This window comes from Pseudomonas sp. (genome assembly GCF_050739995.1).
Lineage (GTDB): Bacteria > Pseudomonadota > Gammaproteobacteria > Pseudomonadales > Pseudomonadaceae > Aquipseudomonas.
The window spans coordinates 1-16,482 of record NZ_JBOICG010000565.1 but is presented as its reverse complement, the minus strand read 5'-3'; the positions used below and the strand labels follow the sequence as shown (position 1 = coordinate 16,482).

Below are 16,482 nucleotides of genomic sequence, written 5' to 3'. Positions count from 1 at the left end.
GGTTTATTTGCCGACCGTTAGTCTTATTGCAACATTGATCGGTAAGGGCGTGTAGGACGATTGCCTTGAAACCCATCACATTCGCCACCACTTCTATGGCTATCATGGTTTTTCCTACTATCCGCTCTGAATCTTCGCGGAGGGTGGTCTATTTCGTCCTCGACGGGTTTACAGTCTGGGAGTGACTTCACGAGGTACGTTATGTCGGATTTCCAACTCGTCACCCGCTTTGAGCCCGCCGGCGATCAACCGGAAGCCATTCGCCAGATGGTCGAAGGCATCGAGGCTGGCTTGGCGCACCAAACGCTGCTCGGGGTAACCGGTTCGGGCAAGACCTTCAGCATCGCCAACGTGATCGCCCAGATCAACCGCCCGACCTTGGTGCTGGCGCCGAACAAGACCTTGGCTGCGCAGTTGTACGGCGAGTTCAAGGCGTTCTTTCCGAACAACGCGGTGGAGTACTTCGTTTCTTACTACGACTACTACCAGCCCGAAGCTTATGTGCCGTCGTCCGATACCTTCATCGAGAAAGATGCGTCGATCAACGACCACATCGAACAGATGCGGCTATCGGCGACCAAGGCATTGCTGGAACGCAAGGACGCGATCATCGTCACCACGGTGTCGTGTATCTACGGCCTCGGCAGCCCGGAAACCTATTTGAAGATGGTGTTGCACGTTGATCGTGGCGACAAACTCGACCAGCGCGAGCTGCTGCGTCGCCTGACGAGCTTGCAATACACGCGCAACGACATGGACTTTGCCCGCGCCACCTTCCGTGTGCGTGGCGATGTGATCGATATCTACCCGGCCGAATCCGACCTGGAAGCGATTCGCATCGAGCTGTTCGATGATGAGGTCGAGAGCCTGTCGGCCTTCGACCCGTTGACCGGCGAGGTGATCCGCAAGTTGCCGCGCTTCACTTTCTACCCGAAGAGCCACTACGTGACACCCCGTGAAACCCTGATGGGCGCTATCGAGGGCATCAAGGTCGAGCTGGCTGAGCGCCTGGAATACCTGCGCGCCAACAACAAGCTGGTGGAAGCCCAGCGCCTGGAGCAGCGCACCCGCTTCGACCTGGAGATGATTCTGGAGCTGGGTTACTGCAACGGTATCGAAAACTACTCGCGCTATCTGTCGGGTCGTGAGGCTGGGGCGCCGCCGCCCACGCTCTACGATTACCTGCCGCCGGACGCTTTGCTGGTGATTGACGAATCCCACGTCAGCGTGCCGCAGGTCGGTGCCATGTATAAGGGCGACCGTTCGCGTAAAGAAACGTTGGTGGAGTACGGCTTCCGCCTGCCCTCGGCGCTGGACAACCGGCCCATGCGCTTTGATGAATGGGAAAGTATCAGCCCACAGACCATTTTCGTGTCTGCCACGCCGGGCAACTACGAGGCCGAGCATGCTGGTCGCGTGATCGAGCAGTTGGTGCGCCCGACCGGCCTGGTAGACCCGGAAATCGAAATCCGCCCGGCGTTGACCCAGGTCGATGACTTATTGTCGGAAATCACCAAACGCGTAGCGTTGGAAGAGCGAGTGCTGGTCACCACGCTGACCAAGCGCATGTCCGAGGACTTGACCGACTACTTGGCCGACCACGGCGTGCGTGTGCGTTACCTGCACTCGGATATCGACACCGTGGAGCGTGTAGAGATCATCCGCGACCTGCGCCTGGGTACTTTTGATGTGCTGGTGGGCATCAACCTGCTGCGTGAAGGCCTGGACATGCCGGAAGTGTCGCTGGTGGCGATCCTGGATGCGGACAAGGAAGGCTTCCTGCGTTCGGAGCGCTCGTTGATCCAGACCATTGGCCGCGCGGCGCGTAACCTCAATGGGCGTGCGATCCTGTACGCCGACCGCATTACGGGCTCCATGGAGCGGGCGATTGGCGAGACCGAGCGTCGTCGCGACAAGCAGATTGCCTTCAACCTGGCTAATGGCATCACACCCAAGGGTGTGTTCAAGGACGTCGCCGACATCATGGAAGGCGCGACCGTGCCAGGTTCGCGCAGCAAGAAGCGCAAGGGGATGGCCAAGGCCGCCGAGGAAAGCGCCAAGTACGAGAACGAACTGCGCTCGCCGAGTGAGATCACCAAGCGTATCCGGCAACTGGAAGAGAAGATGTACCAGTTGGCGCGGGACTTGGAGTTCGAGGCGGCGGCACAGACGCGGGACGAGATTGGCAAGTTGCGGGAGCGCTTGCTGGCTGTTTGATTTGCAGTGAATGGGTTGGCCTCTTCGCGGGCAAGCCCGCTCCCACATTTTGATTGGCGCATACATTCAAGTGTGGGAGCTGGCTTGCCTGCGAAGGCGGCGCCTCGATCTCCCGGAATCACCCAAGCTGGTGTTACCATTCGCCCCTTGTTTCAATTTTCAGTTTTATCGCCCATTCGAGACCTGCCATGACCACCGTCCGCACGCGCATTGCGCCATCGCCTACTGGGGATCCCCACGTCGGTACTGCTTACATCGCCTTGTTCAACTACTGCTTTGCCAAGCAGCACGGCGGTGAATTCATCCTGCGGATCGAAGACACCGACCAACTGCGCTCCACCCGCGAGTCGGAACAGCAGATCTTCGATGCCCTGCGCTGGTTGGGCATTACCTGGGCGGAAGGCCCGGACGTCGGCGGCCCGCACGGCCCATATCGCCAGAGCGAGCGCAGCGACATTTACAAGCAGTACACCCAGCAACTGGTCGACATGGGCCATGCGTTCCCATGCTTCTGCACCGCTGAAGAGCTGGATCAGATGCGCGCCGAACAAATGGCCCGTGGCGAAACCCCACGCTACGACGGCCGCGCGTTGCTGTTGTCGAAGGAAGAAGTGGCCCAGCGCCTGGCCGCCGGCGAACCTCACGTGATCCGCATGAAGGTGCCGAGCGAGGGCGTGTGCGTGGTGCCGGACATGCTGCGCGGTGACGTCGAGATCCCGTGGGACCGCATGGACATGCAGGTGCTGATGAAGACCGATGGCCTGCCCACGTACTTCCTGGCCAACGTGGTCGACGACCACCTGATGGGCATCACCCACGTGCTGCGCGGTGAAGAGTGGCTGCCGTCGGCGCCCAAGTTGATCCTGCTCTATGAGTACTTCGGCTGGGAGCAGCCGCAGCTGTGCTACATGCCGCTGCTGCGTAACCCGGACAAGAGCAAGCTGTCCAAGCGCAAGAACCCCACCTCGGTGACCTTCTACGAGCGCATGGGCTTCATGCCTGAGGCGATGCTCAACTACCTGGGCCGCATGGGGTGGTCGATGCCGGACGAGCGCGAGAAGTTCTCGCTGCAGGAAATGGTCGACAACTTCGACCTGTCCCGTGTCTCCCTGGGCGGTCCGATCTTCGACATCGAAAAACTGTCGTGGCTCAACGGCCAGTGGCTGCGTGACCTGCCGGTGGAAGAGTTTGCCAGCCGTGTGCAGCAGTGGGCGCTGAACCCCGAGTACATGATGAAGATTGCACCGCTGGTGCAGGGCAGGGTGGAGACCTTCAGCCAGGTCGCACCGTTGGCCAGCTTCTTCTTCGCCGGGGGCGTGAACCCGGATACCAAGCTGTTCGAGTCCAAGAAGCTCTCCGGTGATCAGGTGCGCCAGTTGATGCAGTTGATCCTGTGGAAGCTCGAAAGCCTGCGCCAGTGGGAGAAGGATGCGATTACCGCGACGATCCAGGCGGTGGTGGAGTCCCTGGAGTTGAAATTGCGTGATGCGATGCCGTTGATGTTTGCCGCGATTACCGGGCAGGCCAGTTCGGTGTCGGTGCTCGATGCGATGGAAATTCTTGGCCCGGACCTCACGCGTTTCCGTCTGCGCCAAGCCCTTGATTTGCTTGGTGGTGTGTCGAAGAAAGAAAACAAAGAGTGGGAAAAGCTGCTGGGCGCTATTGCTTAAGCTGGCTGCTGTAACGGCGAAACCCAGGTTTTTCGGGGTTTCGCCGGTAAGTGATTGTTATCCCGGCAAAAAACTTTTGAAATTGTTGAAAATAAATTTGACACACTTCCAAACCGCCATTAAGATTCGCCCCGTCCTCACCGATGAGGGGCTATAGCTCAGCTGGGAGAGCGCTTGCATGGCATGCAAGAGGTCAACGGTTCGATCCCGTTTAGCTCCACCAATTTACAGGTTCAAGGTTTCGGCCACACCGTCCTTGAATCGATCAGTCTCAGCCTGATCAATGTACAGAAGGTTTGTGTCCCCTTCGTCTAGTGGCCTAGGACACCGCCCTTTCACGGCGGTAACAGGGGTTCGAGTCCCCTAGGGGACGCCACGATTACCCGCTCTGCGGGATTTTTAAGGGTCATTCAATTATTGAATGGCCCTTTTGTTTGTCTGGCGTTTGGCCAATTCTCTCCTTATCTCATTCTTTTCTTCTGACCAGCGGTCATGCCTGTCGCTTGCGCAATATTATTATGGTAATAATATTCAACCATGACAGTCGGAGGTAACGATGAGCGATAAAAAAGCGCAAACCCGCGAACGCATTCTGCAGGCCGCCAGCGCCGCGTTGATCCAGCGCGGCCCGGCCGAACCGAGTGTGGGTGAAGTCATGGGCGCGGCAGGGCTGACCGTCGGTGGCTTCTACGCGCACTTCGAAAGCAAGGACGCACTGATGCTGGAGGCCTTCACCCAGTTGCTGGCCAAGCGTCGTGCATCGATTGATGACATGGATGCCCAGTTGACCGGAGAGGAGCGCAGAAGCCTGGTGGCGGCGTTCTATCTGTCACGCAAGCACCGTGACTCAACCGCCCAGGCCTGCCCGATCCCGGCGACCGTCGGCGAGATGAGCCGCCTGCCGGACGAATTCCGCCAGGCGCTGAACGAACACTGCGAGCTGATGGCTGCGCAACTCGCTGCTAGCCCTGAAGACACCGACAAAGCCCTGGCTGACATGGCGCTGATGATCGGTGGCTTGGCCTTGGCCCGTGCCTTGGGGCCTGGGGAATTGTCTGATCGTGTGCTGCGCGCCGCCAAGTCGGCCGTGCGCTAGAAGAGGGTTGTCATGATGGGCACGTTAACTTGGATTCGTCGCTTCAACGGCACCCTGGGGCATCTGGCACCGCAAACGGTGGCCAACACGATGCGTCGTGCCTTCATGACGCCACGCGAGCTGCCGCCGCGTGATTGGGAGTTGCCATTGCTGGCGCAATCGGAGCGCATCACCTTGCGTTTCGGTTTGTCTGCCTTGCGTTGGGGGCAGGGGCCTGCGGTGTTGTTGATGCATGGCTGGGAGGGGCGGCCCACTCAGTTCGCCAGCCTGATCACCGCGCTGGTCGACAACGGTTACTCAGTGATCGCCTTGGACGGCCCTGCCCATGGCCGTTCGCCAGGGCGTGAAGCGCACGTGTTGCTGTTTGCCCGTGCCATGCTTGAGGCTGCTGCCGAATTGCCGCCGCTGCACGCCGTTATCGGCCATTCCATGGGAGGCGCCAGTGCGATGCTGGCGGTGCAGTTGGGCCTGCGTACCGAGGCGTTGGTGAGTATCGCCGCGCCGTCGCGCTTTCTGGATGTGCTGCGCGGTTTTACCACGATGGTCGGTTTACCGGCGCGGGCACGTTCGGCGTTTATCCAGGAAGTCGAGTTGACTTTCGGGATGCCGCTCAAACATTTGGATGTGGCCCATTACCAGATGAACATTCCCGGCTTGGTCGTACACGCTGAAGACGATACCTTCGTTCCAGTCAAAGCCTCTCAAGCCATTCACGAGGCCTGGTTCGACAGCCGGCTACTGCGTCTGGAGCAAGGTGGGCACCAGAAAGTGCTGGCCGATCCTCGCGTGATCGACGCTGTACTGGCGCTGCTGGCTGGTCGTCGTTTACAGGAGCGGCAAACCGCCTGATACACTCTCCCCGCCGACATTAATCGACTGGGAGCAAGGCATGGGCTGGGATTTGGCAACGCCGTTTATCATCGATCTGCAGGTCGCCCCTGAAGACATCGACGGCCTCGGGCACGCCAATAATGCGGTGTACGTGTCCTGGCTGGAGCGTTGCGCCTGGCGCCACTCCCAGCGCCTGGGGTTGGACCTGACCGAATATCGCCGCCTGGACCGCGCCATGGCAGTGGTGCGCCATGAGATCGACTACCTGGCCGCAGGCTACGAAGGTGACGACCTGCAACTGGCCACCTGGATCGTCGACTGGGATCAACGCCTGAAGATGACTCGACGCTTCCAACTGGTCCGCCCGCGTGATGGTGTGACCCTGCTGCGTGCGCAAACCACCTTTGTCTGCATTGAGCTGTCCACCGGCAAGCCCAAGCGCATGCCCGCTGAATTTCTCGACGGTTATGGCCCCGCCCTGACAGGGGGGTAACGGTTGCCGTGGGAAACCCAGTAAACTGCGCCACGATTTTTGTTGAGTGTTTTCCATGCAAATTGCTTTGGCGCCCATGGAGGGGTTGGTCGACAACATCCTGCGGGACGTGCTGACCCGTGTCGGCGGTATTGATTGGTGCGTGACCGAGTTCATCCGCGTCAATGATCGCCTACTCACCCCGGCGTATTTCCACAAACTTGCCCCGGAACTGCTGGATGGCGCCCACACCGCCGCCGGCGTGCCGTTGCGTGTGCAATTGCTCGGCTCCGATCCGGTGTGCCTGGCGGAAAACGCCGCCCTGGCCTGTGAGCTGGGTTCGCAGGTCATCGACCTCAATTTCGGATGCCCAGCCAAGACCGTCAACAAGTCCCGTGGCGGTGCGGTGCTGCTCAAGGAGCCGGAGCTGCTCAACCAGATAGTCGAACACGTCCGCCGCGCTGTCCCAGCGCACATTCCGGTCACTGCCAAGATGCGCCTGGGCTTCGACAGCCCGGACGGTGCCCTGGTCTGTGCCACGGCTCTGGCCGAAGGCGGTGCGGCGCATATCGTGGTGCATGCGCGCACCAAGACTGATGGCTACAAGCCGCCCGCCCACTGGGAGTGGATCCCGCGCGTGCAGGACGTGGTCAACGTGCCGGTGTTCGCCAATGGTGATATCTGGAGTGTCGAAGACTGGAAGCGTTGCCGCGAAGTCAGCGGTGCCGAAGACATCATGCTGGGTCGTGGCCTGGTGGCGCGCCCGGACCTGGCCCGACAGATTGCTGCCGCGCGTGCGGGTGAGGAAGTGGTCGAGATGACTTGGGCAGAGATGCAACCCATGCTCCAGGACTTCTGGACCCAGTCGGTGGCACAACTGACCGAGCGTCAGGCACCGGGGCGTTTGAAGCAATGGTTGGCGATGCTCACTCGCAATTATCCTGAAGCGGTGGAGCTGTTTACCCTGATGCGTAGGGAGACCGACCTGGGGCAGGTGGGACGTTTACTGGGTATGCCCAGCCAGAGTGAGCAGTCGATGATCTTGCAAGATTAGGTTTGCATATATAAGTGTTTCATCCTCTGCTGTAACGGGCGCCGAAAGGCGCCATTTTTTTGTCTGAAAGATTACGTTAGGGTGGAGCAGCGCCTTGTTAAGGGCAGTTTTTCAGGTGGGTTGAATGCGGTGTTATTGCGGGATATATGCAAGTAAGCGTAAGCCTTGGATTTGACTGCTACGAAGTTTTTATGCGTTGTGGTTTTTAGGCTGTTTTTTAAGTAGTGGCGTGCGCATCAATTAACACACGCTGTGCGAGTTAAATGATCTTATTGTTTTCTTCAAGTTGCCTTTGTTTGGGGTGTTGCCTTAAGTTTCCAGGAGTTAAGCGGCTGGGGCGCGCAGTCTTGGCTTTTTTCCGAATGTCCATAGGTATAATTCTCTTCTGGTCAATTGGTTTCCTTATATGAGTTCTGATTTTTCGGAACTCATCTTCGTTGTGCTCCCACGAATCTGGCGAGTTTGTAGAGCTCGTCGTTGTTTCATACTTAATCAGCAAGTGCCTGCTTCCTGCTAGTACGGGGGGAGGTGCGATCTCAGGAATAAAAATATGTCTAACGTATCGACCAATTCGTTCGTGCCGATGAATACAAATTATGCACCGCTTAATCAATCGTCAGTGCCAGCTGATAAGCCGCTCGGAGTGTCTCCGTCGGTGGATAATTTAAGTAAGTTTCTGAAAGACAGTAGTCCGGCTCCAAAAGAAAACAATATGACCCTGAATAAGGAGTCCTTGGAGAAGTTGTTCACCATGTTTGAGTTCGCGATCAAGGCCATGCGCAGCATGCTTGCTGGCATGGGGGTGCTGCCCAAGTTGCCCGGGGAATTGGATGCTCAGCCCCAAGTGAAGCCTGGACCTGATGCCAAGGTTGTCCCGGATGCGGGTGCACAATCGAAGGTAACGCCCGACGTAGACGCCAAGAAAAAAGTGTTGCCTGAACCTGATGCCAAGGTTGTCCCGGATGCGGGTGCACAACCGAAGGTGACGCCCGGTGCGGACGCCAAGAAAAAAGTGTTGCCTGAATCCGATGCCAAGGTTGTCCCGGATACGGGCGCGCAACCCAAGGTTGTGCCCGACGCGGATGCCAAGGCAACGGTCAAGCCAGGCCAAGAGATGAAGGTCATGCCGAATGTACATAATCAGGTGACCATTGCACCTGACGGCAAGACTAATACCAATCTGACGCCTGATATTAACGTCACGGTGCAGGTCCAGAACTGTCACTGCCCACATACAAATGAAAAAGTCTCGCCGCAGCCCCGGTCTACTCCACTGGTCGATACGCTGCCAACTCCGCAGCCTCCGCTTAAGCCAATGGTCGATACACAACCATCACCGCAGCCTCCCGTCACTCCGACGCCTGATCCCCGGCCCACTCCGGAACTTACCTGCCCTGCACCGGATGACTTGAACGATTTCAACCAGCGGTCCCGCGACCGTTCGGACAACTTCCGGGCTGTCAGGCCCAGCCTCCGTTCTCGTTTCTGAGCCTGCTGTCTTGACGCGTTGAACATAAACGTTCGCTCCCTGGCCAATGCGGTCAGGGAGCACTCAAAAAGGTTTGAAGCATGTTATCGATAAACCATAACCCAGTTGCACGACCAACTATTGAGCCTTTCCAATCTCCAGACCCTGTCGTTCGTGGGGTATTGAATTCTGTTAATCGGGGTAACGTTCGTACTGCAACGCCGGCTCCCCGCATAGATGTGAAGCCCGTGAGCGTTGGCAATAACGCAGATTCCGCAGCCACGCTGAGTATGCTGGTCGACCTATTTACGCGGTTCTTCAACCAGTTGCAGAGCCTCCTGCGTACAGATGCAAGATCGCCTGATTCGACCAATAGAAACTTACCCGTCCCCCCACCTCCTGCACCCCCTGCGCCTGATACGAATGTTGTCGATAAACACCGCGAGCCCATGCACGAGCTCTCCACTAAGCGTAACGGTGCAAAGCCCGACAATATCTGGAATGGCTTTCGCCAGGGAAAGAACGGTAATTGCGTAACGATTTCAGCGATAAAGGCGGCAATGATGAAATTTGGCCAAAGCCCAACGGATATTTATAAGTCTGTTGAGAAAGTCATGGATGGTTACAAGGTCATTATGCGTGATGGCTTCGAGTTGAAGTTGACAAAGTCTGAGTTGGATCGCGCCATTCGTGGTTCAAACTTTGTCGGGATGACTGATCCGGAAATGCTAAAGGATGCGCACTTCTTGTTTGCCTGCTCTGCCAAGCGTGCACAAATCGAGAATAACGACGGGTGGGCGAACAGAAGTTTCGATGCCGCCATCAGGAGCCTCAACGACGGTGAAGATGAAAGCGGGCCGGGGGAGGGTTTCAAACGGTTGGGGTTAAAGGATCATATGAAGCGAGTGTCGGTGAGTGCCTTTGCTGACAGTTCATTGATTGGTATGGTCAATAGGCGCGGACACTCGGTTGCTGTTGTAGATGGAAAGGAGGAGATCTACGGGAGGAAAGGTAGTCGACCTACCGACGGGCAAGCCATTGCATTAGTTTGATGACGTCGTTTGATTTAATTGATCGCTGCAGCTGCAATGCGGTCATCAAGGAATGCTCGCATGGATGCCAACTTTTATTGTATGTCTTGATTTGGCACGTTGATGATGTGCATGTTTTCATGAGTCGGGGAGCCAAGAGTATGTTTAAAGTTGTTTTGGCAGTCTGACTGATCAACCTCAACGTGCTTTTTACTTCAGGCACTGGCTTGTGAAAGCCAAGCACTTCCAGTTATGGAGTTGTCCAGCTACTTCATTCAAGAGCTAATAATATGACTATATTTGCAGTCGGATCTTTCGCGCGTTCAAATCCTGTGACGACGCAATTATCGAATTACTCGGAAAACAAACATTCCTCTCTCATTACTGCCTTCGATGCCACGGAGCGTGGCTTCGGGGAACAATTCAATGCCAGTTCGCACAGTGCAGTCATCAAACTGATGATGCTCACTTTCGGTACGCGACCTACCGATTTATTCCACGATGTCAGGGGGAATGGCGATGGCTATGACGTGACCATGAAAGACGGTTACACGCTGCATATTTCCCAATGGGAGTTGCAGCAGGCTGCGTCCGCATCGCGTTTTGCTGGTAGTGACAGTGAGGTCACAGGCAATGCCCATTTTGCGTTGGCCGTGTTCATCAAACGCAAACAACTGGGCAGCGGCAATGCTACTGGTCTGCCAAGTTTTGAGGCCGTCTTGACCCAGTCTTTGCAGGGTGAGACGACCTTCAATATGCTCAAAGGCATGGGCTTGTCCGGCCACCTCCAGTACGTCCCCACTGCAACGGTTGTCGCCGAAGGGCGAGCAGGGGTTGCTGACAGCTATGACGCGGGTTCATCGCTGATTTACGCCGGCAGGGCTCACCGCTTTGGCAGGGCGCATTCACCCGATCAAACCCACATGTATACGCTGGTGAACGATAGTGTGCCGAAGCCCCGTATCGTTCCAGACCCAATCACGCCGATCGTCGTGCCTGAGGCTGACCCGGCCAAGAAAAGTGTCCGTCCCCAGGTGACCGAGGTTTTGTCAGGATTCACGGTGGCCTCGCGAAATTTTGGCGAAGTATTCGACCTGAGCAGCCATGCCGCAGTCATCAAGATGATGATGCTCAGGTTTGGTCGCTCGCCCTCCGATATGTTTGAAAAAATCGAGGCTACGAAGAACGGATACAGCATCACCATGAAAGATGGGTTTGAAGTGACGTTGTCACATCAGGAGTTGGAGCGCACGACTGAAGTTTCTCGATTTATTGGCTCTGACGTGCAAATGGTCACCGATGCCAATTTCATGCTGGCTGCATTTGCCAAGCGCAAGCAAGTTGAGCGCAATGGTAAGTTTGACGTGGCGTTATCGAGTAGCTTACGCGGAGAACATACTTACAACATCTTGAAAGGGATGGGCTTGATTGGTTTCTTACGACTTGCTCCTCCCGATAAGCTGCGCGAGCCAGACAGTGTCGGCGTCATCAACACCTTTAACTATTCAGGTGCGTTGGTCGTGGACGGCATCAAGCATCACAACGGTGAAAAAGGGGTTGTCATCAAGGACTATGGCTATCAGCTTGCCGCAGAAGCCCCCACCGAATCTAACGGCAGGCCTGCGCATTTCTCTGCTGCACCCATTGGAGTCAAGCCTGCCGATATCTGGGGCGGCTTCTATCAAGGCGTAGAGGGCAACTGTGTCACGGTGTCGGCCATCAAGGCGGCGATGATGAAGTACGGGCAAAACCCTATGGGGATCTTCAAGCGTGTCACTGAAATGCCTGAAGGTTTCAGTATCACCATGCGCGATGGTTGCACGGTGCGCATCACCCGCGGCGAGCTGGAAATGGCACGAGCGGCTGCCAACTTCCATGGAGAGGATAGGGGATTGGTTGACGACGCTGTGTTCCTTTATGCGGCAAGCGCCAAGCGTGCTCAGTTGGAGAATCATGAGTTCCGCGCCGGTACCGGCTTCGATGCCGCCCTGCAAACGCTGAACAATGGGGAAATACCCGGTGATGCATTGCGCCGCCTTGGCTTGTACGCCTTCACTCGCCCCAGTAGCGTGCAGGAACTGGCGTCAGGCGTACCAGGCACCTTGGCGAACTTCCGGCATTCGGTGGTCGTTGTCGAGGGGGTCATGGATCAATATGGCGCCAAGCGCGCGTTGCAAGGCTCGCACTGGATGCAGGGGGGCGGCCACGCCCTGAAACTGGTTTAAACCTAGCCGTCACCTGCGATCAAGCGCTCCCTGAAACCGATCATGGGCAGTGGTCGGCTGTGCAGATACCCTTGGTAAAAATGGCAACCCAAGCCCTGTAGGAACGCCAGTTGGTCCTGGGTTTCCACGCCTTCGGCAATCACCTCCAGGTTCAGGCTGCGGGCCATGGCGACGATGGCGCGGATGATCTCGGCGTCGTTGGGGTCATGGGTCGCGTCACGGACGAAGGACTGGTCGATTTTCAGCGCATCCACCGGCAGACGCTTGAGGTAAGTCAGCGACGAATAGCCGGTGCCGAAGTCGTCCATCGCAAAGCTTACGCCGAGCTTTTTCAAGCGACGCATCTTGACCACCGTGTCATCCAGGTTCTGGATCACGATGCCTTCGGTGATTTCCAGCTTCAATAGGCTGTAGGGCAACCGATGTTGCTTGAGGCTGCGCTCCACCCGCTCAACGAAGTCGTTCTGGCGAAATTGTCGGGGACTGATGTTCACGCATAGGCTGAAATTCAGCGGGTCCACCAGGCCCTCGGCAATTAATTGCGCAAAGGCGCCGCACGCCTCATCGAGAATCCAGGTGCCGACCTCCAGGATCAGGCCGCTGTCCTCCAGCACCTTGATGAACTCGGCGGGGGACTGTGCGCCCAGTTGCGGATGTTGCCAACGCACCAAGGCCTCGGCGCCGACGATCTTGTTGCCACGCGCATCCACCTGCGGTTGGTAATGCACGCTGAACTCACCGCGTGATAGCGCCAGGCGCAGATCGGTCTCCATGCGCAGCCGTTCGCTGGCGGTTTTTTGCATGCTGTTGTGGAACATCTGCGTGGTGTTCCGTCCCGAGTCCTTGGCCCGGTACAGGGCAATGTCGGCGCGTTTGAGCAGGTCGGCGGGCGTGGAGCCGTGATCTGGAATCAGCGCTACACCGATGCTCGGTGTGACCTGCAAGCGGTGACCATCGAGGAACATTGGCTCCGAAAGCAGTTCACGCAGGGTGTTGGCCAATTCCTGGACTTGGGTGCTGACCTCCATGCGCGTGCCATCCAGGCCACTCAGCAGCACCACGAACTCGTCACCGCCCAGGCGCGCCACGGTGTCTTCCATGCGCACGCTGGCTTCCAGGCGTGCAGTGACAATTTTCAGCACGGTGTCGCCCACCGGGTGGCCGAGGGAATCGTTGATGTGCTTGAAATGGTCAAGGTCGAGAAATAGCAGGGCGCCGCGCAGGTTGTGGCGCTTGAGCAGGGCGATCTGCTGGCTCAGGCGGTCCATCAACAGCGCCCGATTGGGCAGGTTGGTCAACGGGTCGTGATAGGCCAAGTGACGAATCTGCGCCTGGGCGTTTTTCAGCAGGCTCACGTCCCGGGCCGTCAGCAGTAGGCACGGGCTTTCATTCAGGGTAATGGGCTCGACCGAGACTTCCACTGCCAGCACCTCGCCACGCTTGTTGTGCCAGAGCATTTCCAGGTGATGAATGCGGCCTTTGATCTGCAATTCGGCCAGCAGTGCCGCGCGCTGGTTTTCATCGGCCCAGATGCCGATTTGGTATAGCGTCAGGCCGATGGCTTCTTCGGCGCGGTAGCCGGTCAGCCGGCAGAAACCATCGTTGACCTCGACATAGCGGCCGGTATCGCGCTCGGTGATGGAAATTGCATCGGGGCTGGAATGGAAGGCTTTGGCGAACTTCTCCTCACTGGCCTTGAGGGCGGCTTCCGAGCGTTGCTGCTGGGTGATGTCGCGCAAGGTGGTGACGATGCACGGTTGGTCGCCCACCTTGATCAATCGGCTGGAAATCATACAGGTCAGGCTTTGGCCGTTCTTGTGGTCCACCACGATTGCCACGTTGCTTAATGCCTGCTCGCGAATCACTTGCTCGATGCGTTGCAGGCGCTTGCTCGAATCTTCCCACAAGCCGATTTGCTCGGCGCTTTTGTCGATCACTTCGGCGGCGCTCCAGCCAAAGGTCTGGGTAAAGGCCGGGTTGATTTCGATAAACGCACCGCTGTCCAGGCACGTGACACAGATAGGGTCGGGACTGGCCTGGAACAGGCTGGCGAATTTTTCCTCGGACGCCGTCAGGCGCTGTTCGCGTTCGACCTGATCGGTGATGTCGAGCAAGGTGCCGGCCATACGCAGCGGTTTGCCGGCTTCATCGCGGTAGAGGCGGGCGCGACTTTCCAGGAAGCGTGGGCTGCCGTCTTCCATCAGCACGCGGTAGGTCATCTGGTAGTTGCCGTGCGGACCCTCGCGCAAACTGCGGTAAGCGTTGCGCATGCCCTCGCGATCTTCATCTGACATGCCTTCAAAAAACGCATCGAAGGGCTCGTGGAAGGGTTCTGGCGGCAGGCCGTGCAGTTGGGCAGCACGGGCTGAGCCGTAGAGCATGCCGCTGGGGATATGCCAATCCCATGTGCCCAGTTGCGCCGAATCCAGCGCCAGATCGAGGCGTTCCTGGCTGTCCTTGAGGGCTTGCTCGGCATTTTTGCGTTCGGTGGTATCGAGAAAGGTGCTGATCAGGTAAGCCTCGCCCTCCAGCTCGACCTTTTGTGCGCTGAGGGTACCGTCGTGGATCTGGCCATTACTGGCACAGAACTGCACTTCCATGGTGATCGGTTCACCCTTGCGCTGGGTGGCCTTGACCAGCAGCGCCCGTTGTTCGGGGTGGCGCCATAGACCCAGTTCAAGGGTAGTGCGACCGATGGCATTGGCTACCGGCCAGCCGAACAGCATTTCGAAGTATTGGTTGGCCTCGCTGATCAGCCCATCCGACTGACGCGTCAGCAGGACCATGTTGGGGCACAGGTGAAACAGTGTGGCGAAACGCTTTTCGGAGTGGCTCAGGGCGGTTTCCCGTTCGCGCTGGTGGGTGATCTCGCGGATCACCCCGATCATTCGACGCCGGCCGGCTTTGTCCGGCGCCAGGCTGCCATTGATTTCCAGCCAGTGCAGACTGCCGTCTGGCCACTGGATGCGGTGATGCATGGCTTGTTCGAACGGCTCGCCTGCCAGCACGGCATGAAAAGCCCGCACCACGCGTGCACGATCGGCGGGTGCGAGCAAGTCGAGGTAGTCCAGGTCCTGGGGCAGTGGTTGCCTGGGATCAAACCCGAACAGCGCTTGAGTGCCCCGCGACCAACTAATCCGGCCAGTGTCGATTTCCCAGCACCACGCACCCAGCCGTGCAGCATTGAGAGCCGCCAGCAATTGGGGCGCGCTGTCCCAGCTTTGCTCCGCGTCCTTGGGGTCCAAGGCGTAGATGCGGGGCAGGGGTGGCACGGAATCGACGGGGTTGCGCATTATCAAAGGGCCTTGGCTCAATGGGCGTTCGCGCGGTTTTCTTCAGGCCTTGAGGCCGCACGGCTTCATGCCGGTATCCCTGGCAGATCGACCTGTGCATCCAATAGGCTCATGAAAGCCCGCGCAGCGTTCGACAGCGTCCTTTCTGTGTGCACGATATAGCCTAGCTGGCGACTGAGCTGTATGCCCGGCAAAGCGATACTTGCCACCTGGTCATCCAGCATAGTGCGTGGCAGAACGCTCCAGGCCAGGCCGATGGAGACCATCATCTTGATAGTTTCCAGATAGTTAGTGCTCATCGCGATGTTCGGCGTCAGCCCCTGGGCCTCGAACAGCCGGCTGACGATATGGTGGGTAAAGGTGTTGCCACCCGGAAACACCGCCGGGTGCTGGGCGATGTCGGCCAGGTTGACTGTGCCATTGCTGATGAGGCTGTGTTCCGGCGCCACCACGAAATCCAAAGGGTCGTCCCACACGGGTGTGGCTTTAACCACGTGGTGCGGTTCGGGTGCCAGGGTGATCACCGCCACTTCGGCACGGCCATGGAGTATTTCTTCGTAGGCCACTTCTGAATCGAGAAACTGAATATCCAGCGCCACATTGGGGTATTCCCGGGTGAAGGTGCGCAGGATCGGTGGCAAACGGTGCAGGCCGATATGATGGCTGGTGGCCAGAGTCAGTCGGCCGCTCACTTCGCCGGTCAGGTTGGTGAGCGCCCGTCGCGTGTCGTCCAATACGTTGAGAATCTGATAGGCACGCGGCAGCAAGGCCCGCCCGGCTTCAGTCAAGCCGACTTCACGGCCCAGGCGGTCGAACAGGCGCACCTTCAATTGTTGTTCCAGCCCGGCAATGCGTTTGCTGATGGCCGGTTGAGTCAGGTGCAGGCGTTCACCGGCGCCGGAGAAGCTGCCGGTCTCAGCGATGGCAATAAAGGCATTGAGGTTGGCCAGGTCCATTGTTGTATTCCATTTGGTAATTCAAAGCATAAAAAATATGAATTTGAGTTATTTAATGTAGCGCCATACCATCAGCCTCACAAGCCAAAGGGTTATTGAATCGTTCAAGGCCCGGGGCATAGAAACACCTGATGAGGACCGCGTGATGGCCGGCAAAACGCTTTACGAC

Annotated in this window: 11 protein-coding genes and 2 tRNA genes; 11 read left to right on the top strand and 2 right to left on the bottom strand. The window is 57.7% G+C overall.

Annotated features, from left to right (window positions below; translation table 11 throughout):
- Positions 1-201: 201 nt before the first annotated feature.
- The 11 genes from uvrB to ACRESD_RS18730 all read left to right on the top strand — a co-directional run bounded on the left by uvrB (position 202) and on the right by ACRESD_RS18730 (position 12,064).
- The gene (uvrB, locus tag ACRESD_RS18780; RefSeq protein ID WP_431752279.1) at positions 202-2,217 is read left to right on the top strand and encodes an excinuclease ABC subunit UvrB; all 2,016 of its coding nucleotides are present in this window, start codon (positions 202-204) and stop codon (positions 2,215-2,217) included.
- Positions 2,218-2,405: 188 nt separating this feature from the next.
- Positions 2,406-3,887 carry a glutamate--tRNA ligase gene (gene gltX / locus ACRESD_RS18775; RefSeq protein WP_431752278.1) on the top strand — a complete coding sequence of 494 codons (1,482 nt, stop codon included), beginning with the start codon at positions 2,406-2,408 and terminating at the stop codon, positions 3,885-3,887.
- Positions 3,888-4,034: 147 nt separating this feature from the next.
- Positions 4,035-4,110: transfer RNA gene (locus ACRESD_RS18770), tRNA-Ala, on the top strand.
- A 77-nt stretch (positions 4,111-4,187) separates the two neighbouring features.
- Positions 4,188-4,263: transfer RNA gene (locus ACRESD_RS18765), tRNA-Glu, on the top strand.
- A 180-nt stretch (positions 4,264-4,443) separates the two neighbouring features.
- Positions 4,444-4,983 carry a TetR/AcrR family transcriptional regulator gene (locus ACRESD_RS18760; RefSeq protein WP_010209050.1) on the top strand — a complete coding sequence of 180 codons (540 nt, stop codon included), beginning with the start codon at positions 4,444-4,446 and terminating at the stop codon, positions 4,981-4,983.
- A 15-nt stretch (positions 4,984-4,998) separates the two neighbouring features.
- Positions 4,999-5,832, top strand: a complete 834-nt coding sequence (locus ACRESD_RS18755; RefSeq protein ID WP_431752281.1) for an alpha/beta hydrolase — start codon at positions 4,999-5,001, stop codon at positions 5,830-5,832.
- 40 nt (positions 5,833-5,872) lie between these two features.
- Complete coding sequence (locus ACRESD_RS18750) at positions 5,873-6,307, top strand: acyl-CoA thioesterase (RefSeq protein WP_431752277.1); 435 nt, start codon at positions 5,873-5,875, stop codon at positions 6,305-6,307.
- A gap of 55 nt (positions 6,308-6,362) precedes the next feature.
- Positions 6,363-7,340, top strand: coding sequence for a tRNA dihydrouridine synthase (locus tag ACRESD_RS18745; protein ID WP_431752276.1), 978 nt, complete (start codon positions 6,363-6,365; stop codon positions 7,338-7,340).
- Between the two features lie 550 nt (positions 7,341-7,890).
- Positions 7,891-8,829, top strand: a complete 939-nt coding sequence (locus ACRESD_RS18740; RefSeq protein ID WP_431752275.1) for a hypothetical protein — start codon at positions 7,891-7,893, stop codon at positions 8,827-8,829.
- Positions 8,830-9,047: 218 nt separating this feature from the next.
- The gene (locus tag ACRESD_RS18735) at positions 9,048-9,860 is read left to right on the top strand and encodes a hypothetical protein (RefSeq protein WP_431752280.1); all 813 of its coding nucleotides are present in this window, start codon (positions 9,048-9,050) and stop codon (positions 9,858-9,860) included.
- Positions 9,861-10,129: 269 nt separating this feature from the next.
- Positions 10,130-12,064 carry a hypothetical protein gene (locus ACRESD_RS18730; RefSeq protein ID WP_431752274.1) on the top strand — a complete coding sequence of 645 codons (1,935 nt, stop codon included), beginning with the start codon at positions 10,130-10,132 and terminating at the stop codon, positions 12,062-12,064.
- A 2-nt stretch (positions 12,065-12,066) separates the two neighbouring features.
- Here the strand turns inward: ACRESD_RS18730 and ACRESD_RS18725 are convergent, their stop codons facing one another.
- Positions 12,067-15,357: a PAS domain S-box protein gene (locus ACRESD_RS18725; RefSeq protein ID WP_431752273.1), complete on the bottom strand. Its 3,291-nt coding sequence runs from the start codon at positions 15,355-15,357 to the stop codon at positions 12,067-12,069.
- 65 nt (positions 15,358-15,422) lie between these two features.
- A complete protein-coding gene (locus ACRESD_RS18720) occupies positions 15,423-16,313 on the bottom strand; it encodes a LysR family transcriptional regulator (protein WP_431752272.1) in 891 nt (296 codons plus the stop codon).
- Positions 16,314-16,482: the final 169 nt, after the last annotated feature.